The following is a 20,867-nucleotide window of genomic DNA, read 5'->3' as shown; positions in this document are numbered from 1 at the left end:
GACTTAGCGGAAAGGCGGCTCGTCGAAGGCGCGCAGTTTGCGCGAGTGCAGCTTGGAGCCTTCGTTGCGCATCAGGTCCACCGCCTGAATGCCGATCTGCAGGTGTTCGGAGATCGAACCTTCGTAGAAGCGGTTGGCCTGACCCGGCAGTTTGATCTCGCCGTGCAGCGGCTTGTCCGACACGCAGAGCAGCGTGCCGTAGGGCACGCGGAAGCGATAGCCCTGGGCTGCGATGGTGGCGCTTTCCATGTCGATGGCGACGGCTCTGGACTGGTTGAAGCGCAGGGCCGATTTGGAATAGCGCAGCTCCCAGTTCCGGTCGTCGGTGGTGACGACGGTGCCGGTGCGCAGGCGCAGCTTGACCTCGTCGCCCGGCATGCCGCTGACCGACTTGGTGGCGTCATAGAGCGCGCGCTGGACCTCGGCGATCGACGGGATCGGAATGTCGGGCGGCAACACCGCGTCCAGCACGTGATCGTCGCGCAGATAGGCGTGAGCCAGCACATAGTCGCCGATGGTCTGGCTGGCGCGCAGACCTCCGCAGTGACCGATCATCAGCCAGACATGCGGGCGGGTGACGGCCAGGTGATCCGTGATCGTCTTGGCGTTGGACGGGCCGACGCCGATGTTGACCAGGGTCACGCCCTTATGGCCCGGCGCGGTCAGGTGATAGGCCGGCATCTGGTGCTTCTTCCAGGCCGTGTCGCTGATCGCCGCCTCGGGGTTGGGTGTGTCGCGCGTGATCACCACGCCGCCGGCGCAGGACAGGGTCTGATACGGCGAGCCGGGCGTTCGAAGCTGCTCGATGGCCCAGCGCACGAACTCATCGACGTAACGATTGTAGTTGGTGAACAGGACATAGGACTGAACGTCGTCCACCGGCGTGCCGGTGTAATGTTTCAGCCGCGCCAGCGAGAAGTCGGTCCGCAGGCCGTCGAAGTGCGACAGGGGGAAGTCGCCGCCCATTTCGAACAGGCCGTCGGCGATCTCGTCGCCGATATGGGCCAGGTCCGTCGTCGGGAACCAGCGCGCCAGGGCCGCCGTCATCGACCGGTCCAGCGCGACCTCCAGCCCGTCGGTCACATAGGGGAACGGGATTTCCTGGCGCGAGACGCCGATCTCGAAAGTCGCATTATATTCCTGTTCCAGCAGACCCAGCTGTTCGGTCAGATAGGGGCGGAACAGGTCCGGTCGCGTGACCGTGGTCGAATAGCTGCCCTGTCTAGATAGCCGGGCGTAGGCGCGCGGCTCCAGGTCCTGGGGGCGATCCCCGTCCCAGCGGATGCGAAGTTCGGGATAGGCGAACACCCCTTCGGCGCGTTTGACCGGATCGGGCCGCGCGCCGGTGTTGACGAAATCCCGCACGGCGTCGCGCAGATTGGTCACGGATTGGGTGTAGAGGGTTTCGAGGCGGTCCAGCGCCGCCTGTGCTGTCATCTGTTCTGTCATGACTTCCTCTAGCGAAGCTTCGCGGCTTTGGCGAGGCGCCGCCCGTTCAAACCCGATTTCGCTGCGTTGCAGCAATTTATGACGGGCGTGCGGTTGCGGATCGGAGCATGACGGCGCATCTGGCCCGGATGTCTTCTTACCTTGCGTCAGCGCCCGCCAAGAAGGAACTCGGCTTCGTCGAGTTCGTCTGTCTCATCGCCTTGATGATGGCGCTGAATGCGCTGGCGATCGATTCCATGTTGCCGGCCCTGCCGCACATCGGCGCCGACTTGAAGGTGGCGACCGACAACGACCGGCAATGGGTGGTGACGGCCTATCTGCTGGGCTTCGGCGGGGCGCAGCTGTTCTACGGTCCGTTGGCGGATCGGTTCGGCCGAAAACCCGTCCTGCTGTTCGGCGTCGGCGTCTATGTGATGTTCAGCCTGCTGGCGACCCTGGCGCCGACCTTCGAGACGCTCATCATGGCCCGCGTCGGCCAGGGTCTGGGCAGCGCCTGCACCCGCGTGCTGGCCGTCTCCATCGTGCGCGATCGGTATGAGGGGCGCACCATGGCGCGGGTCATGTCGTTCAGCTTCCTGGTATTCCTGGGCGTGCCGATCCTGGCGCCGTCGCTGGGTCAGATGATCATGCTGGTCGGGCCGTGGCGCTGGATATTCGCCGGGCTGGGCCTGATCGGGGTCGGCCTGATCGTCTGGGCGTCGTTGCGTCTGCCCGAGACGCTGAAGCCCGAGGATCGCCTGCCGATTCAGGTCAAGCGGCTGGCCTCGGCCTACAAGATCGCCCTGACCGATCGCACCGCCGTCGGCTACACCTTGGCCATGACGGCGATCACCGGGGCCCTGTTCGGCTTCATCAACTCGTCGCAGCAGATCTTCGCCGACGTCTTTCACGCCGAGGCGGCGTTTCCGGCCATCTTCGCCCTGATCGCAGGCGGCATCGCCGTGGCCTCGATCGTCAATGCGCGACTGGTGGTCAAGCTGGGCTCGCGCAGGATTTCGCACACCGCCCTGATCGGCTTCACCAGCATCGCGGCCATCCATGCGGTGGTGGCGATCAGCGGCCATGAATCGATCTGGACCTTTGCGGTGCTGCAGACCCTGACCATGTTCTGCTTCGGCCTGATCGCAGGCAATTTCGGATCGATGGCGATGGAGACGATGGGCAAGATCGCGGGCACCGCCGCCTCGATCCAGGGCTTCGTCTCCACCATCGTCGGCTCGCTGCTGGGCTTTGCGGTGGGCCAACAGTTCAACGGCACCACCATTCCGATGTCGGTCGGCTTCACTGTCTTTGGCTTGGTCGCCCTGGGCTGGGTGCTGTTCGCCGAGCGGGGACGGCTGTTCCGGGCCCATCACGCGCCGGTCGCCGCCAAGGCTTGATCTTTTTCGCGTTTCCGCGCGTTCTCCGGGCCAATCGTAAGATCAGCCCAGGAAAACCTCGATGACGCGCAAAGCGCTCGGTCTCGTCTCCGCCCTCGCCCTGGCCGCCGCCATGGGCCTGAGCGCCTGCTCCACCACGACGGGAGGGTCGGCCATGACCCCGCCCGCCATCGCCCCGGCGCCCGGTCCCGAAGCGGTGGACGTCCACACCCACGCCCGGCCCGAGATCGCCCGCGTCGTCGATGTGGCCCTGGACCTGACCGCCGACTTCAACGCCAAGACCCTGGCGGGCACGGCGACCCTGGACATCCTGGCGATCCCGGGCGCCAACGAGATCGTGCTGGATATCCGCGACCTGGACATTCAGGACGTGCGCGACGCGGCGGGCCAGCCGCTGCGCTATGTGGTGGGCGACAACGACGCCGTCCTGGGCCAGCCGCTGACGGTCTATTTTCCGGCCTTCGCCGCCAATGAGCGACGCAAGATCACCATCCGCTATTCGACCCGCCCCAACGCAGCGGCGCTGCAATGGCTGAACCCCAGCCAGACGGCGGGCGGACAAAAGCCCTATCTGTTCAGCCAGGGCCAGGCGATCCTGACCCGCACCTGGGTGCCGACCCAGGACAGCCCCGGCATCCGTCAGACCTATTCGGCCCGCATCACCGCGCCCGAAGACCTGACGGTGGTCATGAGCGCCGATCACCTGACGCCCAACGGCGAGCGGGCCGCAAACGGGATGAAGACCTGGCGCTTCCGGATGGACAATCCGATCCCGCCCTATCTGATCGCGCTGGGCGTCGGCGACATCGCCTTTGCGCCGTTCGACGGCCGCACCGGGGTGTGGACCGAGCCCAGCCGCCTGCGCGCCGCCCAATCGGAGCTGGAACCGACCGCCCAGATGGTGACCGCGGCCGAGAAGCTGTACGGCCCGTATCGCTGGGGCCGCTACGACCTTCTGGTCCTGCCGCCCTCCTTCCCGTTCGGCGGGATGGAGAACCCGAAACTGACCTTCGCCACCCCGACGATCATCGCCGGCGATCGCTCGCTGGTGTCGCTGGTCGCGCACGAACTGGCGCACTCCTGGTCGGGCAATCTGGTCACCAACGCGACCTGGAACGACTTCTGGCTGAACGAGGGCTTCACCGTCTATTTCGAGAACCGGATCATGGAGTCAGTCTATGGCCATGACCGCGCCATGCAGGAGCAGGTGCTGGGCTGGGACAGCCTTCAGGACACGCTGAAGTCCCTGCCGGCGGCGGACACCCGCCTGCATCTGGACCTGAAGGGCCGCGACCCCGACGACGGTATGAACGACATCGCCTATGAGAAGGGCGCCCTGTTCCTGCGGACCATCGAACGCACCGTCGGGAGGGATCGGTTCGACGCCTGGCTGCGCGGCTATTTCGACCGCAACGCCTATCGTCCGATGACCACGGCCATGTTCCTGCAAGACATCCGCGACAACCTGATCAAGGGCGACGCGGCGCTGGAAAGCCAGTTGCAGATGGACGCCTGGGTCTATCAGCCTGGCCTGCCGTCCAACGCCGTCGCGCCGGTGTCTCACGCCTTCGAGCCGGTGGACGCGGCCGCCGTGGCCTTCTTCAAGGACAAGGGACCGGCCTCGGCCATTCCGTGGGCGGACTGGAACACCCAGCAGCGGCAGCGCTTCCTGGGCTGGCGTCCCGAGGGCCTGCGGACGGGCGCCGACTGGCTGACAAACGCGCAGCTGGACGATCTGGAGCGCACGCTGAACCTGGCGAACGAAGGCAACGCCGAACTGACCTTCGCCTGGCTGCAGATCGCCCTGGCCCATCGCTATCAGCCGTCGGTCGCCACGGCCGAGACGTTCCTGACCAGCCAGGGCCGGCGCAAGTTCGTCCTGCCGCTGTTCCAGACCCTGTGGAACGAGGGCGACTGGGGCCGCGCCAACGCCCGTCGCATCTACGCCGAGGCCCGGCCGCTCTATCACCCGGTCACCAGCGGTTCGGTCGATCAGTTGGTCGGACGGCCGTAAGACTAGAGGACCACGACCGCCGCGCCGGTTTCCGCCGACAGCCGTTCCGCCAGGACGGCGCGGTGGCAGCCGGCGTGGTCGGCCTCGAAGCACAGCAGGGCGACGGGTTTGTCGGCCGCCAGCGCCTTCAGCCGCTCGTACTCGATCTGCGCCTGGGGTTCGGCCAGATGATCGGCGAAGATGGCGCGCATCTCGTCGACACGGCCCTTGCGCGCCGCGTCACGTCCCGCCTTGGGTGTGCCCAGCCCGCGCAGGTGGACATAGTCGATCCCTTCGGCCTTTAGGCTCTCACCCAGGATCGTCTTGGAAAAGCCGGCGCGGCGGGATGCGGCGACCGCCCGGACATCGACCAGGGTCTGCACGCCGGCCGTCTTCAGCCGCGCGATGACGTCGGCCTGGGTCGCGCCCTCGTAGCCAATGGTGAAAAGCTTCATCCGCCTCAGATGGGCGGCCGCGCGTGGAACGCCAGCGTGACCGTGAAGGCCCGCGTTGCGGTGCGGCGCCCTATCGTCTATCCCGCCGAAACGGATTTCGACTGGAGCTTTCCCCATGGCTGACCTCGCCCCCGGCGTCGTGACCCTCTTTGGAGGTTCGGGCTTTATCGGGTCGCAGGCGGTGCGCGCCCTGGCGCGTCGCGGCTGGCGCATTCGGGTCGCCGTGCGCAATCCGGTCCTGGCGATTGAAATTCAGCCGCTGGGCGATCCCGGACAGATCCAGTTCATGCGCTGCGACATCACAAACCCGGCGGATGTGGCGCAGGCCGTGCGCGGCGCGGACGCTGTCGTCAATCTGGTCGGCGTGCTGCATGACGCAGGCGGCAAGCGCGGTTTCGACGCCGTTCACACCCAGGCGGCCAAGACCATCGCAGAGGCGGCCAAGGCGGCGGGCGTTGAGCGCCTGGTCCAGATCTCGGCCATCGGCGCCGATGCCGCCAGCCCTTCGGCCTATGGTCGCACCAAGGCCCAGGCCGAGGCGGCCGTGCGCGCCGTTTATCCGGATGCGGTGATCCTGCGTCCGTCGCTGGTGTTCGGCGCGGGCGACGGCTTCCTCAATCGCTTCGCCGCCATGGCGACGATGGCGCCGGCCCTGCCGCTGATCGGCGGCGGCGAAACCCGTTTCCAGCCGGTCTATGTCGGCGATGTCGCCGAGGCCATTGCGCGCGGCGTGACCCGCGCGGACGCCGCAGGCCGCACCTACGAACTGGGCGGGCCGAACCTGTACACCTTCCGTGAGGTGCTGGAGCTGGTGCGTCGTGAGACGGGCCGTGACCGGATGCTGGTTTCTGTGCCCTTTATCGTCGCCAAGCCCCTGGGTTCGCTGCTGCAACTGAGCCGGTTCGTCGGCCTCACCCCGCCGCTGACGCGCGACCAGGTGCTGATGCTGGAAAAGGACAATGTGGTCGCCGCCGATGCGCTCGGCCTCAGCGATCTGGGCATCGACCATCCGGCCGGCATGGCGGCGATCGCCCCGTCCTATCTGTGGCGCTACCGCGTCGGCGGCCAGTTCGCCGAAGCGCCCGCCCACTAAAACCCTTTCCCGATGACGCCGCCGCCGGTCGCCTTCGCGGCCGGCGGCGTAATCTGTTCGGGAACAAAGAGTGCACAGCTTAAGGATGCCGGCCACGCGCCCCCAGTTCTCCACCACCGATACGCCTGACCTGAACGACGCGCGGGCGTTGCTGGCGCGCGTCTGGGGGCACGCCGACTTTCGGGGGCTGCAGGGGCGAGTGGTCGAGCAGATCCTGTCGGGCGGCGATGTGCTGGCGGTCCTGCCGACCGGCGGCGGCAAGAGCGTCTGCTATCAGATCCCGGCCATCCTGCGCCCCGGACTGGGGCTGGTGGTGTCGCCGCTGATCGCCCTGATGACCGATCAGGTCGAAGCGTTGAAGCAGCAGGGCGTCGCGGCGGCGCGGCTGGATTCCGGCGTGTCGCTGGACGAGCGTTCGGCCATCTGGGCGGCGGCGCGGTCGGGGGAGCTGGACCTGCTGTACGTCTCGCCGGAAGGCCTGGCGGCGGGCGCCATGATGGACCGGCTGGCGGAACTGCCGCTCAGCCTGATCGCCATCGACGAGGCGCACTGCGTCTCGCAATGGGGCCACGACTTCCGCCCCGACTATCGCAACCTGGGTCTGCTGGCCGAGAGGTTCCCCGACGTGCCGCGCATCGCCGTCACCGCCACCGCCGACGCCCGCACCCGCGACGACATCCTGCGTTCGCTGCGGCTGGAAGAGGCGACGGTCTTCGTTGACAGTTTCGCGCGTCCGAACCTGCAACTGTCGGCCGAGCGCAAGGAGAGCGCGTCTCGGGCCAAGACCGACGCGCGGGTCATCGAACTGGTGCGCGAGCGGAGGGGCAAGTCGGGCGTCGTCTATTGCGGCAGCCGCGACGGTTGCGACCGTGTGGCCCAGGCGCTGCGCGACGCCGGGACCAACGCCATCGCCTATCACGCCGGCATGGACACGAAGGAGCGCGACCGCCGGCTGGAACGCTTCCTGGCCGAGGAGGGCGCCGTCATGGTCGCGACCATCGCCTTCGGCATGGGCGTCGACAAGGCCGATGTGCGCTTCGTCATCCACGCCGATCCGCCAGGCAGTCTGGAGGCCTACTGGCAGGAGATCGGCCGGGGCGGGCGCGACGGCGAGCCGGCCGAGGGCATCACCCTGTATGGGCCGTCCGACATCGCCTGGTCCCTGCGTCGGCTGGACAGCCGTCCGATGGCGGAGGACGTCAAACAGGTTCAGGTCAGGAAGACCCGTCAGCTCTTCGCCATGCTGGACGGGGCCGTCTGTCGGGCCCAGGCCGTGCGGCGATATTTCGGCGAGCATGACGCCCAGCCTTGCGGCGTCTGCGACATCTGCGGCGACCCGCCCCAGCTTTATGACGCGACGGTCCCGGCCCAGAAAGCGCTGGCGGCGGTGCAGCGCTTGGGCGGCCGGTTCGGGCGCAATCGCGTCGTCGATCACCTGACCGCCCGCACCAAGGACGTGCAGCCGTGGGAGCAGTCGCTGTCCACCTGGGGCATTGGGCGCGAGATTTCGCTGAACAGCTGGCGCGAGATCGTCGATCACCTGCTGTTCGAAGGCCTGCTGGCCGAGGATCCCAACGATGGCAAGCCACTGGTCGGGCTGGGCGATCCCGAGGCGGTGCGAGCCGTCTATCGCGGCGAGCGCCAGATCGAGGTGCGTCGCGCGCCGCTGAGGGCGGATACGGCGCCGCGTCGTCGTGACCGATCGGGCGAAGGGCGCAATGCGGCGCTGGAGACGATGGACGCGGACGTCCGCGCCCGGTTCGAGGCCTTGCGCGCCTGGCGCCGCGACCGCGCCTCGGAACAGCACGTCCCGCCCTATGTCATCTTCCAGGACCGGACGCTGCTGGAGATCGCCCACGCCGAGCCGGGCGACCTGAACAGTCTGGGCGCCATTTCCGGCGTCGGCCAGTCCAAGCTGGATCGCTACGGCAAGGGCGTGCTGGAGGCGCTGGCCGCCCTCTAGAAGCCGTCAGACCTCCGGCTTGGGCGGGGCGGTGATGACTTCGACGTTGTCGTTCAGCAGATAGGACAGTTCCGACAGGGCTGTGGCGCGTTCGGCCGGGTTGGCGGCGGCCTGAACGGCCTGAACCTTCTTGGGCATGTCCTCGGAAATCCCGCGCAGGATGCATTTCAGATCGCCGTCGGTGCCGCGTTCCTTCAGGATCAGGTGGCCCTGCATGTCCAGGGCGGCCAACTGTTCGGCCTGGGCCTTGAAGCCGGTGAAGGCCTGGCTGGTGAAGAAGGCGGCGTCGTCGGCGGCCTTGGCGGCGGCCCAACCGTCGACCACGGCCTTCAGGCTGGCCGAGCGCGAGATGATGTCGGCGAACAGCGGCTCACCCGCCACCGAGACCGGCGCGCCGGGCGCGGCAGCCGGCTGTTCGGCGGCGAGGGCCACCGAGGGATTGGACATCGCCAGGGCGATCGTGAGAGCAAGGCCGCAGGACATGGAGGTGACTTCCTGTTTCAGCGTCCGCTGGGACGTTGAACCTGAATACGCCCCAGCCGTAAACGAGTGTTTACCCTGTCATTCCCGATGGAGACGACCATGACACGCGACGCCGCCTGGACCGCCTTCGACCAAGCCGCCGCCGAGGCCGCCTCCGCCCGGATCGTGGATCAGTTCGCCGCCGATCCCGACCGGCTGGCGCGGATGTCGGTCGAGGCGGCGGGGCTCTATCTGGACCTGTCGAAACAGAGCTGGACCCGCGCGGCCTTTGACGCCTGTCTGGATCTGGCGCGCGCCAGCGACGTGGAGGGACGTCGCGCGGCCCTGTTCGCCGGCGAAGCTGTCAATCTGACCGAGGGACGGGCGGTGCTACACCCGGCCCTGCGCGCCGCGCCGGGCGCCGACTTCAAGGCCCTGGGCGAGCCGGTCTCGGCCGAGGTGGACGCCGTGCGGGCCGACATGAAGGCCTATGCCGACGCCGTGCGGTCGGGCGCCGAGGCGGGCGCGACGGGCAAGACGTTCGAGGCCATCGTCCATGTCGGCATCGGCGGGTCGGACCTGGGGCCGCGCGTGGTCTGGGACGCGCTGCGCCCGCTGGACCCGGCCATCGACCTGCGCTTCGTCGCCAACATCGATCCGCGCGACATGGCCGAGGCGCTGACCGGCCTCGATCCCGAAACCACCCTGGTGGTGGTCGTGTCCAAGACCTTCACGACCCAGGAAACCCTGGCCAACGCCGAGGCGGCGAAGGCCTGGCTGGCGGCGTCGCTGCCGGCCGAGGGGATGACGAAACACTTCATCGCGGTGACGGCGGCGCCGGACAAGGCGGCGGCCTTCGGCTGCGGCCGGACCTTCGCCTTCCGGGACTGGGTCGGCGGGCGGTATTCCCTGTGGTCGGCGGTCAGCCTGTCGTGCGGCATCGCCCTGGGCTGGGACGTGTTCGAACGGATGCTGGCGGGCGCCGCAGAAATGGACGCCCATTTCGTCTCGGCCCCGCTGGAACGAAACGCGCCGATCCTGCTGGCCCTGGCCCAGGTGTTCAACGTCGATGGTCTGGGCCGGCCTGCTCGCACCGTCGCGCCCTACGCCCACGCCCTGCGTCGCCTGCCGTCCTTCCTGCAACAGCTGGAGATGGAGTCGAACGGCAAGCGGGTGCATCGCGACGGCGCGCCGGTGACGCGCCAGACCTGCCCCGTCGTTTTCGGCGAGCCCGGCACCAACGGCCAGCACGCCTTCTTCCAGCAGATTCATCAAGGGCCGGAAGTCGTGCCGGCCGAGTTCGTCATCGTGGCCAAGACTCATGGGGACGCGCCGGAGTCGCCCCCAGAAGCGCCTTTGTGGTCCAACGCCCTGGCCCAGGGGCAGGCCCTGATGCTGGGCAAGACGACCGAGGCCGCCAAGGCCGAGGGCTTGGCTCAGGGGTTGTCGGAAGAGGAGGCTACGCGCCTGGCGTCCCACCGCACCTTCACCGGCAACCGGCCCTCGACCGCCATCGTCATGGAGCGGCTGACGCCCGAGACCCTGGGCGCGCTGCTGGCCCTCTATGAGCACAAGACCTTTGTCGAGGGCGTGATCTGGGACATCAACAGCTTCGACCAATGGGGCGTCGAACTGGGCAAGGTCCTCGCCAAAGCGATCCTGAAGGACGTGGACGCGGGCGGCCCCTCGGCGGACCTGGATCCGTCCACGTCGGCCCTGATGACGCGGTTGATCAGCTGACGCGAAAAGGGCCCGTCCCTGCCGGACGGGCCCTGCCGATCATCTAGACTGTCAACGCTCACCAGCGGCGATCGTAACGGTAGTCGCGATCGTTGCGGTAGTCGCGGCGGTCATAGCGCGAGTCGTAACGGCGGCCGTCGTAGCGGTAGTCGTAGCCGGAGCGGCTGCGGTCGATGCCGTGCTCGCGCTCCCAATGGCCCTGGTTACGGTAGCACTGGCCGCCGCGATAATATTCGCAGCCCGAGCCGCGGTTGGAGGCCACCGCGCCCAGCGCCGCGCCGGCAAGCGCGCCACCCGCGATATAGCTGCCGTCCCCGTTGCCATAGATGGCGCCGGCCAGACCGCCCACGGCGGCGCCGATCAGGGCGTTACGGCCGGTGTTGTCGCGATCGCGCGATTGGGCGGAAGCCGGAGCGGCCATCAGGCTCAGGGCCACGACAGGGGCGGCGGCGACCGCAGTGATCTTCAGCAGCTTGGACATCTTGGTCTCCTTGTTTCGTTGCCGAACTGCATTCCAAAAGCGGGGAAGGCATCCAGCGTTGAGGCTGTTCTATCGCTCCCAGTTTGAACGACCCCGGAGGTCGGCATTCATTTTCGGTTCATTTGTCACAGAGAATTCGCGCGGCGATCTATCGCCGCCGCTTGACGATGCCAGCGCCTCTGCCTAACTCCCGCCCGCGTTAGCACTCTCGCTGGTCGGCTGCCAAAACGGCGATCGCGAGAGCGCCGCACACCGTTTCAAAAACGCCCCGATCCGGGGGTTTTACAGGGAGAAGTCCGATGGCGTTCCGTCCGCTCGGCGACCGCGTGCTGGTCAAGCGCGTTGAAGAAGAATCCAAGACCAAGGGTGGTATCATCATCCCCGACACCGCCAAGGAAAAGCCGCAGGAAGGCGAAGTCGTCTCCGTCGGCCCTGGCGCCCGTGACGACCAAGGCAAGGTCAATGCTCTGGAGCTGAAGGCCGGCGACCGCATCCTGTTCGGCAAGTGGTCGGGCACGGAAGTGAAGATCGACGGCGAAGACCTGATCATCATGAAGGAATCCGACGTCCTGGGCGTGCTGTCCTAAGCATCCGACGTCCGACGTTCTTCAATCAATCCATATAGATAGGAGCTGCCCGCATGGCCGCTAAAATCGTACAGTTCAACACCGACGCGCGCGACAAGATGCTGCGCGGCGTCAACGTCCTCGCCAACGCCGTCAAGGTGACCTTGGGTCCCAAGGGCCGCAACGTCGTGATCCAGAAGTCCTTCGGCGCCCCGCGCTCGACCAAGGACGGCGTCTCGGTCGCCAAAGAGATCGAGCTGGAAGACGCCTTCGAGAACATGGGCGCCCAGATGATCCGCGAAGTCGCTTCGAAGACGAACGACAAGGCGGGCGACGGCACCACCACAGCAACCGTTCTGGCTCAAGCCATCGTGCAAGAGGGCCTGAAGGCCGTCGCCGCCGGCATGAACCCGATGGATCTGAAGCGCGGCATCGACAAGGCCGTCGGCCTGGTGCTGGAAGAAATCAAGACCAACTCCAAGCCGGTTTCTAACAACTCGGAAATCGCCCAGGTCGGCACCATCTCGGCCAATGGCGATAGCGAAATCGGTGAGCTGATCGCCCAGGCGATGGCCAAGGTCGGCAACGAAGGCGTCATCACCGTCGAGGAAGCCAAGACCGCCGACACCACCGTCGACGTCGTCGAGGGCATGCAGTTCGACCGCGGCTACCTGTCGCCCTACTTCATCACCAACGCCGACAAGATGGAGGCCCAACTCGAAGAGCCGCTCATCCTGCTGTTCGAGAAGAAGCTGACCTCGCTGCAAGCCATGCTGCCGATCCTGGAAGCCGTGGTGCAGTCGGGCCGTCCGCTGCTGATCATCGCCGAGGATATCGAAGGCGAAGCCCTGGCGACCCTGGTCGTCAACAAGCTGCGCGGCGGCCTGCGCGTCGCCGCCGTCAAGGCTCCGGGCTTCGGCGACCGCCGCAAGGCCATGCTGGAAGACATCGCCATCCTGACGGGCGGCCAGGTCATCTCGGAAGACCTGGGCATCAAGCTTGAGAGCGTCACGCTCGACATGCTCGGCAAGGCCAAGAAGGTCTCGATCACCAAGGACGACACCACCATCGTCGAAGGCGTCGGCGGTAAGGACGAGATCGAAGCCCGCGTGGCCCAGATCAAGCGCCAGATCGAAGACACGACCTCGGACTACGACAAGGAAAAGCTGCAGGAACGTTTGGCCAAGCTGGCCGGCGGCGTTGCAGTCCTGCGCGTCGGCGGTTCGACCGAAGTCGAAGTGAAGGAAAAGAAGGACCGCGTCGACGACGCCCTGAACGCCACGCGCGCCGCGGCTGACGAAGGCATCGTTCCGGGCGGCGGCATCGCCCTGCTGAAGGCCTCCAAGATCCTGGCCGACGTCAAGGGTGACAACGCCGACCAGAACGCCGGCATCGCCATCATCCGTCGCGCCCTGCAGGCTCCGATCCGTCAGATCTCGGAAAACGCAGGCGTCGAAGGTTCGATCGTCGTCGGCAAGGTGCTGGAAAACGACCAGTCCTCGTTCGGCTTCAACGCCCAGACCGAAGAGTACGGCGATCTGGTGCAGATGGGCGTCATCGACCCGGCCAAGGTCGTCCGCACGGCTCTGCAAGACGCCGCTTCGGTCGCCGGCATCCTGATCACGACGGAAGCCGCCGTCGCCGACGCCCCCAAGAAGTCGGGCGGCGCTGCGGCTCCCGACATGGGCGGCATGGGCGGCATGGGCGGAATGGACTTCTAAGCGGAAGGGCGGCCTTCGGGCCGCCCGGACGCCCCGGCGAAGGCCGGGGTCCAAGCCATCTCAGGCTGAAATGCAGAAGGGCGGGGTCGCAAGGTCGCGCCCTTTTTCTTGTATCCCTCTCCCGTTGGGAGAGGGCTTGAGCGCCCGAGAGCGCAGCGATCGGTCCATGCGCGAAAGGGTGAGGGGCGGTTGTGCGAACTGGCCCACCGGCCGACCCTCATCCGGCTCTTCGAGCCACCTTCTCCCAATGGGAGAAGGAAGCGTCAGTGTTTCAGAACTCCGAAATCGCGCCCGGCTTGCGGGACCGCGTCTTCAGCCACATCACGCCCAGCAGGTCAGAAACCGACGCCCGCAGGCGGCCCCAGTTGGTGTATTTCGAGCGGCCGACCTCGCGGTGGCGGTGGTCCACGTCGAGATACTGGTTCTTGAACCCCTCACGGATCATCAGGGCCGGCAAATAGCGGTGGATGTGATCGAAGTAGGGCAGGCGCAGAAAGACGTCGCGGCGGAAGGCCTTCAGCCCGCAGCCGGTGTCGTCGGCGTCGTCACCCAGCAGTTTGCGGCGGATGCGGTTGGCCCAGATCGAGGCCTGGCGCTTGGCCTCGGTGTCCTGGCGTTTGGCGCGACGGCCGCCGACCAGGCCCACGTCGCCGGGGGCGGCCAGAAGCGCATCGACCAGGCGAGGCGCATCGGCAGGCGGGTTCTGGCCGTCGCCGTCCATCGTCACCACGACCGGCGCGCGCGCGGCGAGGACGCCGGTGCGAACCGCCCGGCTCTGGCCCGCGTTAGTGCCGTGGGCCAGGACGCGCAGCGCCGGCAGTTCGGCCATGGCGGCCTTCAGCTCGGCCAAGGTCGCGTCCCTGGACGCATCGTCCACGAAGATCATCTCGTACGAACGGCCGGCGAAGGCGGCGGCGATCTCGCGCGCCAGGGGCACGGCGGCGCCCGCCTCGTCATGGACGGGAACGACGACAGAGATTTCGGGCGTTTCGGGGGTCATCGGCGCTCCATAGAGGATAACGAGAGCTTAGGGGAGACGGCTGACGCAGGCGTGGTCGCCGTGTAAGGAGTCTGGAATGAAGACTTTCGATCTGGATGGCCGCATCGCCGGCTGGCGCGGGCCGGTTCTCGCGGCCCTGCTGACGCTGATCGCCGGGCTGCCGGGCCTGCTGCTGCTGCCGCCGCTGGATCGAGACGAGAGCCGGTTCGCCCAGGCCACGTCCCAGATGCTGGAAAGCGGCGACTATGTCGATATCCGCTATCAGGACGAGCCGCGCTGGAAGAAGCCGGTCGGCATCTACTGGATGCAGGCGATCGCCGTGGGCCTGACCTCGGATGTCGAGGACCGCGAAATCGCGCCCTATCGCATCCCGTCCCTGCTGGGCGCCATGCTGGCGGCTTGGGCTGTGGCCTGGGCGGGCTCGGCCATGCTGGGCAGTCGGGTCGGCTTCTTCGGCGGGGCCATCATGGGGGCGACCTTCCTGCTGTCGACCGAGGCGGGGATCGCCAAGACTGACGCCATGCTGTGCGGGGCGACGACCCTGGCCATGGCGGCGCTGGCGCGCATCTATATGGCGACGAAGGCGGGCGAACGCCCGATACGGCCGCACAAGCTGCTGTTCTGGATCGGGATCGGTCTGTCGATCCTGATCAAGGGACCGATCGGGTTTTTGGTCGTGGCCCTGGCCATCATCGCCCTGTCGATCTGGGATCGAAACATCAAATGGCTGTATCGCCTCGGCTGGGGGTGGGGTCTGCCCTTGGTCGCCCTGATGGTCGGGCCGTGGGCCATCGCCATCACCATCGCCACCGACGGCGGCTTCTGGCGCGAGGCCATCGGCGGGGACCTGGCGCCCAAGATCGCCGGCGCGCACGAAAGCCATTCGGGCTTCCCCGGCATGTATCTGCTGCTGGCGCCCCTGCTGTTCTTCCCTTCGACCCTGCTGTTGCCCGCCGCCGTCTCGACGGGTTGGAGCCGACGCGCCGAGCCGGCGATCCGGTTCCTGGTCTGCTGGCTGGTCCCGGGCTGGCTGATGTTCGAACTGGCGCCGACCAAGCTGTGGCATTACACCCTGCCGACCTTCGGGGCGCTGGCCCTGCTGGCCGCCGCCGCCCTGGCCCAGCCCATCGGTAAGGTCTCGCGCATCACCGGCGCCGTGCTGGGCGCGTTCGCGGCCCTGCTGATCATCGGCATCACCGTCTATGGGTTGACCGTATACGGCACCTCGACGGCCCAGACCTGGGCGGCGCTGACGGTGGTCATGGCGCTGGCGGCGGGGGCGATGGGGGGCTTCCTGCTGCTGAACCGTGCGCCGGTCGCAGCGCTGGTCGCCTCGCTGGCGTTCGGGATCGTGGCGCACGCGGCCCTGTCGGGCACGATCCGCCAGCTGCGGCCCCTGGCCATCGCGCCCCAGCTGGAAAAGGCGCTGGAGGCGGCGGACCTGCATCCGCGCCAGGGTCGCACGCCGGGGCCGGTGGCGATCACCGGCTTCCATGAACCCAGCTTCGTCTTCCTGACCGGGCGCGACACCGACCTGACCGACGCCCAGGGCGCGGCAGAAGCCTTGGCCGAGGGGCGGCCCGCCATCGTCGAGGGACGTGACGCCGACGCCTTCCGTGCGGCCGCCGCGCGTCTGGGCGTGTCCGGTCGCGCGGTCGGAACGGTCAACGGCTACAACTATTCGGCCGGCGATCCGGTCAGCCTGACCGTCTATGCGCCGCCGCCCCGAAACGGGAATGGTAACGGGAATGGCGCCGCCGCTGCGGGAGCCGAGTGATGGGCCGCTTCATCCAGATCGTCGAAGTCGGGCCGCGCGATGGCCTGCAGAACGAAAAGGCGGTGCTTGAGCCCGCCGTCCGCGCCGATCTGGTGCGACGGCTCGAGCAGGCGGGCGCGAAACGGATCGAGGCCGTCTCCTTCGTCCATCCCAAATATGTGCCGCAGATGGCGGGCGCCGAAGAGGTCATGGCCGCCCTGCCGCACGAGGCGGGCCGCAGCCGCATCGGCCTGGTGTTGAACGGCAAGGGCTATGACCGGGCGCTGGCGACCGGAGTGGACGAGGTCAATGTCTCGGTTGCCGCCACCGACGGCTTCGGCCTGAAGAACCAGGGGCTGGCGGTAAAGGATCAACTGGCCATGCTGGGCGAGATCGTCGCCCGCCGCCACAACGCCGAGGCCAGCGAGGGCGCGCCGTCGCTGTCGGCCATGATCTCCTGCGTCTGGGGCTGTCCGTTCGACGGCGAGGTTTCCGTCGATCAGGTCGCGGACATGGTCGGGGCCATCGCCGAGATGGGCGTCGGCGAAATCGGTCTGGCCGACACCATCGGCGCGGGCGATCCCTGGGCGGTGACGAGAAAGGTCGAGGCGGCCAGGGCGGCCGCGCCCGACGCGACCCTGCGTCTACATTTCCACGACACCCGCAACACCGGCCTGGCCAACGCCTATGCCGGCGTCGAGGCCGGGATCGATGTGCTGGACGCCTCGGTCGGCGGGATCGGCGGCTGTCCGTTCGCGCCGGGCGCCACGGGAAACATCGCCACCGAGGACCTGGTCTATATGCTGGCGCGGGGCGGGTTCGAGACCGGCTATGACCTGGACGCCCTGATCGCGACGGCGCGCTGGATCGGCGAGGCCATCGGCCGGCCGGCGCCGTCGGCGCTCAGCCGGGCACGCGGATTTCCCAAGGCTTGAACCTTTGTGGCGGCGTTTCGCAAACGGCGCTAAATCAGGGTGAACAGGCGTAGCCGTTGGACCGGCTGCGAAGAGGACCGTCCATGCTGCTCGCCATTCCGCTGCTGCTGATCCCGGTGGTGCTCTATAATATCGTGGTGCTGTTCGGCGCGCCGAGCGGGGCGGGGATGGTGCAGGCGGACGTGCTGCTGCGCGATCCGCTGTTTTCGATCACCATGACCTCGGGCGCGCAGTGGACGATCGGGTCGGGCGATCTGATCCTGTTTCTCGGCCTGATCCTGCTGTTCTTCGAGCTGCTGAAGTCCACCTCCAGCCAGCGGATCGCCATCATCAATCATGCCCTGTCGATGATCCTGTTCATCGGCGTGCTGGTGGAGTTCCTGCTGCTGCCGGGGTTCGCGACCTCGACCTTCTTCCTGATCGTGATCATGATCCTGCTGGACGTCCTGGCCGGGTTCATCGTGACCATCATCGCGTCGCGCAAGGACTTCGATTTCGGCGGAGCGTAAGTCGAGCGGCCTCAAGTCGCGCAAAGCGCGGTAGGCCCTAAGAAGTACGGGCTCAAGCAGCGCGAAGCGCGGTAGCGCTTACGAAAATGCCGTGAAGATCAGGGCGACGACGGCAACGTCGAAAGCTTTGGCGGCGAGGGTGAAGACGGCGGGCATGGGCAGGTCCGGCTGAGAGCGTTCTGCCTTGACCCCAGCAAACCCCGTGCCGCCGGAGCGGCGTCAGCTCAGATGTCGGTCTTGGCGGTCTTGCCTGTTTTCGGACGACGCTCGGCCGCACCCGAATATTCGGCTCCGAGGTAGGCGGAGCGGGCCGCGTCCAGCACCGGCGGGCCGCCGCGCAGGCCGCGTTTCTGCCCGCTCTGGCCCATCTGCTGGGCGACGAAGGCGGCGGCGCCGGGCTCGGGCGTCGGCAGGACGGCAGCTCTTGCCGGGGCCGGTTGGGGCTCGACCATCTCCGGCGCATCGACGGGGACCAGGGCGCGCGAGGCGGATCGGGCGCGTCGCTCGCGCTCGCGGCGTTCGCCTTCGCGGCGATCCACCCGGTCCGGTCCGCCGACGGCCTGTATCCGGTCGGTCATTTGCTCTTGCCGCCCGCCAGTTTCTCGATCTGACGGCGCATCTCGTCCATCTGGCGACGCATCTCGTCCAAGGCGTCGGGCGCCTCGGGCGGCGGCGCGGGTTCAGCCTTGTCGTCAGACGCGGCCGGGGTCGGCTCGGCGCGGGGATAGGTGAAGGCCGGGAACATCTGCATGGCGCGCTCGAACATCGCCATATTGGCGCGCGCGGCGTCCTCCATCAGGGTCGCGCCGGCGCCGGTTCCGAAGGCGCGGCCCATCTGACTGGCGAACTGCTCCTGCTGGCGACCGAAGTTGGCCAACGACATCTCCAGATAGGAGGGCAGGACGCCCTGCATCTGGCCGCCATAGAAGCCGATCAGCTGGCGCAGGAACTGAACCGGCAGCAAGGCCTCGCCCCGGCTCTCTTCCTCGAAGATGATCTGGGTCAGGATCTGGCGGGTCAGGTCGTCGTTGGTCTTGGCGTCATAGACGACGAACTCCGTGCCCTCGCGCACCATGGTCGCCAGATCTTCCAGCGTCACATAGGCGCTGGTCCGCGTATTGTAGAGCCTGCGATTCGCATACTTCTTGATGACGACCTGAGCGCTGTCGCCGGTCTTTCCACCCTTGGTCTTTTCGTCAGCCACGCTTGTTCTCGCGATGTTGCAACGCGTCACTATCCTCCGTTGCGACGCGATGCGCCAGAGGGGGCGCCAGAGGGGGAGAAAACCGCGGGGAACGGACGGTCGATCAGTGGCTCATGGCCGGGGCCAGCACGACGCCGACCAGCACCGCCGTCCAATGCACGGTCGCTCCGGTGACGACGAATCCGTGCCAGATGGCGCGGCGGAACTTCACGCGCGGGCTGATGAAGACGAAAACTCCGGCGGTATAGATCAGGCCGCCGATGACCAGCAGGGCCAGGGCGATCGGATGCACCGTCTCGACCATCGGCTTCAGGGCCGCGACCGCCAGCCAGCCGAAGACGACATAGACGCCGCTCCAGAACTTGTCCGAGATGCGCGGCGCGAACAGCTTCACCCCGGCACCCAGGAAGGCCAGGGTCCAGATCAGGGTGGTGAAGCCGATGGCCCACAGACCCTCGAACCGTTGGGTGGTGAAGGGGGTATAGCTGCCGGCGATCATCAGGAAGATCGCCGCCTCGTCCAGGCGCCGCAGCACGGGCCGCGCGGCGCAGGGGTTTGTCCAGTTGTAGATGGTCGAGGCCGTCAGCATGCCGACGAGGCACAAAGCGTAGATGGCGGTCGCCATCACGCCGCCGATCCCCGCATAGACCCCGGCGAGACCCGCCAGGATGATGCCGCCCACCGCCGCCAGCATCAGGCCGACGACGTGGACCCACAGATCCGCCAGCTTTTCCGCGCGCGTCGGATAGTGCTCGATCATGTCCAGCTCGTCCGGCGTGCAGACGTGGGTGACAAACCGTTTCAGCGTGCGCAGCATGGACCTTCCAATCCGTCGATCGCCTCTATCGTTCCGCGACAATGCGCCGACAGGGTGACGATCGGCTGAATCGCGCCCTGTCGATGTCGTCGCAGGTGACGAACGCGCTGCAATGCGGCAAAACGATCACGCCGAGTTATTCTCCAAAGAGTGAAATCCCATGACCGACGTCGTCATCGTTTCCGCCGCGCGCACCCCGGTCGGCTCCTTCCTGGGCGCCCTGTCGTCGCTTCCGGCATCCAAGCTCGGCGAGATCGCCATCAAGGCGGCGCTGGAGCGGGCCGGCGTCTCCGGCGACGAGGTCGATGAGGTGATCCTGGGTCATGTGTTGCAGGCCGCGGCGGGTCAGGGCCCTGCGCGTCAAGCCGCCGTCGGCGCGGGCGTTCGAAAGGAGGCCGCCGCCTGGAGCCTGAACCAGATCTGCGGCTCGGGCCTTCGCGCCGTCGCCATCGCCGCCCAGCAGATCGCTCTGGGCGACGCCAAGATCGTCGTCGCCGGCGGTCAGGAGAGCATGAGCCAGGCGCCGCACGCCCAACAGCTGCGCAACGGGCACAAGATGGGCGACGTCGCCCTGGTCGACACCATGGTCAAGGACGGCCTGTGGGACGCCTTCAACGGCTATCACATGGGTCAGACGGCCGAGAACATCGCCGAAAAATGGTCCATCAGCCGCGAGGCGCAGGACGAATTCGGTCTGGCCAGCCAGCACAAGGCCGAGGCGGCCCAGAACGCCGGCAAGTTCGATGAGGAGATCACGCCGGTCGTCATCCCCGGCCGCAAGGGCGATGTGACGGTCGACAAGGACGAATACATCCGCCACGGCGCGACGCTGGAGCTGATGCAGAAGCTGAAACCCGCCTTTACCAAGGACGGCAGCGTCACCGCCGCCAATGCGTCCGGGCTGAACGACGGCGCTGCTGCTTTGGTGCTGATGAGCGCCGACGAGGCCAAGGCCCGCGGGCTGGAGCCGCTGGCCCGCATCGCCTCCTACGCCACCGCCGGCGTCGATCCGTCGATCATGGGGACCGGCCCGATCCCGGCGTCGAAGAAGGCGCTCGAAAAGGCGGGCTGGAGCGTCGCCGATCTGGATCTGGTCGAGTCCAACGAGGCCTTCGCCGCCCAGAGCCTGTGCGTGGTCAAGGAGCTGGGTCTCGACCCGGCCAAGGTCAACGTCAACGGCGGCGCCATCGCCATCGGCCACCCCATCGGCGCCTCGGGCGCGCGCATCCTGACGACGCTTCTGTTCGAGATGAAAAGGTCGGGCGCGAAGAAGGGTCTGGCGACCCTGTGCATCGGCGGCGGCATGGGCGTGGCCCTGTGCGTGGAGCGCGCGTGATCCGATAA

The 20,867-nt window shown here is 67.4% G+C and carries 19 protein-coding genes; 11 read left to right on the top strand and 8 right to left on the bottom strand.

The annotated features are described in order from the left end of the window. Positions 1-3: 3 nt before the first annotated feature. Positions 4-1,449, bottom strand: a complete 1,446-nt coding sequence (locus KAK88_RS00830; protein WP_242077497.1) for an AMP nucleosidase — start codon at positions 1,447-1,449, stop codon at positions 4-6. A 107-nt stretch (positions 1,450-1,556) separates the two neighbouring features. Here KAK88_RS00830 and KAK88_RS00825 point away from each other — a divergent pair, with 107 nt between their 5' ends. Then, complete coding sequence (locus KAK88_RS00825; protein ID WP_431307199.1) at positions 1,557-2,828, top strand: multidrug effflux MFS transporter; 1,272 nt, start codon at positions 1,557-1,559, stop codon at positions 2,826-2,828. Between the two features lie 61 nt (positions 2,829-2,889). Beyond that, a complete protein-coding gene (locus tag KAK88_RS00820; RefSeq protein ID WP_242077496.1) occupies positions 2,890-4,842 on the top strand; it encodes a M1 family metallopeptidase in 1,953 nt (650 codons plus the stop codon). A 2-nt stretch (positions 4,843-4,844) separates the two neighbouring features. Here KAK88_RS00820 and KAK88_RS00815 read toward each other — a convergent pair whose 3' ends face one another. Beyond that, positions 4,845-5,276, bottom strand: coding sequence for a DUF488 domain-containing protein (locus tag KAK88_RS00815; RefSeq protein WP_242077495.1), 432 nt, complete (start codon positions 5,274-5,276; stop codon positions 4,845-4,847). 115 nt (positions 5,277-5,391) lie between these two features. Between KAK88_RS00815 and KAK88_RS00810 the strand changes: the two genes are divergently transcribed. Further along, positions 5,392-6,369 (top strand): complex I NDUFA9 subunit family protein, encoded by a 978-nt coding sequence (locus KAK88_RS00810; protein WP_242077494.1) that lies wholly within the window; start codon positions 5,392-5,394, stop codon positions 6,367-6,369. A gap of 85 nt (positions 6,370-6,454) precedes the next feature. Then, complete coding sequence (gene recQ, locus KAK88_RS00805; protein WP_242077493.1) at positions 6,455-8,332, top strand: DNA helicase RecQ; 1,878 nt, start codon at positions 6,455-6,457, stop codon at positions 8,330-8,332. A gap of 6 nt (positions 8,333-8,338) precedes the next feature. Here recQ and KAK88_RS00800 read toward each other — a convergent pair whose 3' ends face one another. Continuing rightward, positions 8,339-8,779 carry a hypothetical protein gene (locus tag KAK88_RS00800; protein WP_242077492.1) on the bottom strand — a complete coding sequence of 147 codons (441 nt, stop codon included), beginning with the start codon at positions 8,777-8,779 and terminating at the stop codon, positions 8,339-8,341. A gap of 135 nt (positions 8,780-8,914) precedes the next feature. Here KAK88_RS00800 and pgi point away from each other — a divergent pair, with 135 nt between their 5' ends. Next, complete coding sequence (gene pgi / locus KAK88_RS00795) at positions 8,915-10,534, top strand: glucose-6-phosphate isomerase (protein ID WP_242077491.1); 1,620 nt, start codon at positions 8,915-8,917, stop codon at positions 10,532-10,534. 58 nt (positions 10,535-10,592) lie between these two features. Here pgi and KAK88_RS00790 read toward each other — a convergent pair whose 3' ends face one another. Next, complete coding sequence (locus tag KAK88_RS00790; RefSeq protein ID WP_165114280.1) at positions 10,593-11,015, bottom strand: hypothetical protein; 423 nt, start codon at positions 11,013-11,015, stop codon at positions 10,593-10,595. A 299-nt stretch (positions 11,016-11,314) separates the two neighbouring features. On the opposite strand from KAK88_RS00790, the gene groES reads away from it, so the two are divergent. Both groES and groL read left to right on the top strand, forming a co-directional pair. Further along, entirely contained in the window at positions 11,315-11,602 is a 288-nt protein-coding gene (gene groES / locus KAK88_RS00785) for a co-chaperone GroES (protein WP_017505470.1), read from the top strand. Between the two features lie 53 nt (positions 11,603-11,655). After that, entirely contained in the window at positions 11,656-13,302 is a 1,647-nt protein-coding gene (gene groL, locus KAK88_RS00780; protein WP_017505471.1) for a chaperonin GroEL, read from the top strand. Between the two features lie 271 nt (positions 13,303-13,573). Here groL and KAK88_RS00775 read toward each other — a convergent pair whose 3' ends face one another. After that, the gene (locus KAK88_RS00775) at positions 13,574-14,302 is read right to left on the bottom strand and encodes a glycosyltransferase family 2 protein (RefSeq protein WP_039245802.1); all 729 of its coding nucleotides are present in this window, start codon (positions 14,300-14,302) and stop codon (positions 13,574-13,576) included. Between the two features lie 76 nt (positions 14,303-14,378). Between KAK88_RS00775 and KAK88_RS00770 the strand changes: the two genes are divergently transcribed. From KAK88_RS00770 to KAK88_RS00760, 3 genes are all read left to right on the top strand, one after another. Further along, positions 14,379-16,079: an ArnT family glycosyltransferase gene (locus KAK88_RS00770; protein WP_242077490.1), complete on the top strand. Its 1,701-nt coding sequence runs from the start codon at positions 14,379-14,381 to the stop codon at positions 16,077-16,079. Beyond that, positions 16,079-16,993 (top strand): hydroxymethylglutaryl-CoA lyase, encoded by a 915-nt coding sequence (locus KAK88_RS00765; protein WP_242077489.1) that lies wholly within the window; start codon positions 16,079-16,081, stop codon positions 16,991-16,993. Before KAK88_RS00770 ends, KAK88_RS00765 begins: the two co-directional genes overlap by 1 nt. A gap of 83 nt (positions 16,994-17,076) precedes the next feature. Next, entirely contained in the window at positions 17,077-17,502 is a 426-nt protein-coding gene (locus KAK88_RS00760; protein WP_242077488.1) for a hypothetical protein, read from the top strand. A 224-nt stretch (positions 17,503-17,726) separates the two neighbouring features. On the opposite strand, the gene KAK88_RS00755 is transcribed toward KAK88_RS00760, so the two are convergent. The 3 genes from KAK88_RS00755 to trhA form a co-directional block, all read right to left on the bottom strand. Then, positions 17,727-18,080 carry a hypothetical protein gene (locus KAK88_RS00755; protein ID WP_039245805.1) on the bottom strand — a complete coding sequence of 118 codons (354 nt, stop codon included), beginning with the start codon at positions 18,078-18,080 and terminating at the stop codon, positions 17,727-17,729. After that, positions 18,077-18,706: a polyhydroxyalkanoate synthesis repressor PhaR gene (gene phaR / locus KAK88_RS00750; protein WP_055754578.1), complete on the bottom strand. Its 630-nt coding sequence runs from the start codon at positions 18,704-18,706 to the stop codon at positions 18,077-18,079. Before phaR ends, KAK88_RS00755 begins: the two co-directional genes overlap by 4 nt. A gap of 103 nt (positions 18,707-18,809) precedes the next feature. Then, the gene (gene trhA, locus KAK88_RS00745) at positions 18,810-19,523 is read right to left on the bottom strand and encodes a PAQR family membrane homeostasis protein TrhA (RefSeq protein WP_242077487.1); all 714 of its coding nucleotides are present in this window, start codon (positions 19,521-19,523) and stop codon (positions 18,810-18,812) included. Positions 19,524-19,683: 160 nt separating this feature from the next. On the opposite strand from trhA, the gene KAK88_RS00740 reads away from it, so the two are divergent. Then, positions 19,684-20,859: an acetyl-CoA C-acetyltransferase gene (locus KAK88_RS00740; protein WP_242077486.1), complete on the top strand. Its 1,176-nt coding sequence runs from the start codon at positions 19,684-19,686 to the stop codon at positions 20,857-20,859. The last annotated feature ends 8 nt before the right edge of the window (positions 20,860-20,867 follow it).

The organism is Brevundimonas diminuta (assembly GCF_022654015.1).
Taxonomy (GTDB): domain Bacteria; phylum Pseudomonadota; class Alphaproteobacteria; order Caulobacterales; family Caulobacteraceae; genus Brevundimonas; species Brevundimonas diminuta_C.
This window is presented reverse-complemented; position numbering and strand designations above follow the sequence as displayed.

Excerpts from the sequence above, each read along its gene's own strand:
- KAK88_RS00775 (WP_039245802.1), bottom strand. The coding sequence starts at position 14,302 with ATGACCCCCGAAACGCCCGAAATCTCTGTCGTCGTTCCCGTCCATGAC.
- groL (WP_017505471.1), top strand. The coding sequence starts at position 11,656 with ATGGCCGCTAAAATCGTACAGTTCAACACCGACGCGCGCGACAAGATG.
- trhA (WP_242077487.1), bottom strand. The coding sequence starts at position 19,523 with ATGCTGCGCACGCTGAAACGGTTTGTCACCCACGTCTGCACGCCGGAC.
- KAK88_RS00770 (WP_242077490.1), top strand. The coding sequence starts at position 14,379 with ATGAAGACTTTCGATCTGGATGGCCGCATCGCCGGCTGGCGCGGGCCG.
- KAK88_RS00800 (WP_242077492.1), bottom strand. The coding sequence starts at position 8,779 with ATGTCCAATCCCTCGGTGGCCCTCGCCGCCGAACAGCCGGCTGCCGCG.
- KAK88_RS00830 (WP_242077497.1), bottom strand. The coding sequence starts at position 1,449 with ATGACAGAACAGATGACAGCACAGGCGGCGCTGGACCGCCTCGAAACC.
- KAK88_RS00820 (WP_242077496.1), top strand. The coding sequence starts at position 2,890 with ATGACGCGCAAAGCGCTCGGTCTCGTCTCCGCCCTCGCCCTGGCCGCC.
- KAK88_RS00740 (WP_242077486.1), top strand. The coding sequence starts at position 19,684 with ATGACCGACGTCGTCATCGTTTCCGCCGCGCGCACCCCGGTCGGCTCC.
- KAK88_RS00765 (WP_242077489.1), top strand. The coding sequence starts at position 16,079 with ATGGGCCGCTTCATCCAGATCGTCGAAGTCGGGCCGCGCGATGGCCTG.
- KAK88_RS00825 (WP_431307199.1), top strand. The coding sequence starts at position 1,557 with ATGACGGCGCATCTGGCCCGGATGTCTTCTTACCTTGCGTCAGCGCCC.
- KAK88_RS00790 (WP_165114280.1), bottom strand. The coding sequence starts at position 11,015 with ATGTCCAAGCTGCTGAAGATCACTGCGGTCGCCGCCGCCCCTGTCGTG.
- groES (WP_017505470.1), top strand. The coding sequence starts at position 11,315 with ATGGCGTTCCGTCCGCTCGGCGACCGCGTGCTGGTCAAGCGCGTTGAA.
- KAK88_RS00760 (WP_242077488.1), top strand. The coding sequence starts at position 17,077 with ATGCTGCTCGCCATTCCGCTGCTGCTGATCCCGGTGGTGCTCTATAAT.
- pgi (WP_242077491.1), top strand. The coding sequence starts at position 8,915 with ATGACACGCGACGCCGCCTGGACCGCCTTCGACCAAGCCGCCGCCGAG.
- KAK88_RS00815 (WP_242077495.1), bottom strand. The coding sequence starts at position 5,276 with ATGAAGCTTTTCACCATTGGCTACGAGGGCGCGACCCAGGCCGACGTC.
- recQ (WP_242077493.1), top strand. The coding sequence starts at position 6,455 with ATGCCGGCCACGCGCCCCCAGTTCTCCACCACCGATACGCCTGACCTG.
- KAK88_RS00755 (WP_039245805.1), bottom strand. The coding sequence starts at position 18,080 with ATGACCGACCGGATACAGGCCGTCGGCGGACCGGACCGGGTGGATCGC.
- KAK88_RS00810 (WP_242077494.1), top strand. The coding sequence starts at position 5,392 with ATGGCTGACCTCGCCCCCGGCGTCGTGACCCTCTTTGGAGGTTCGGGC.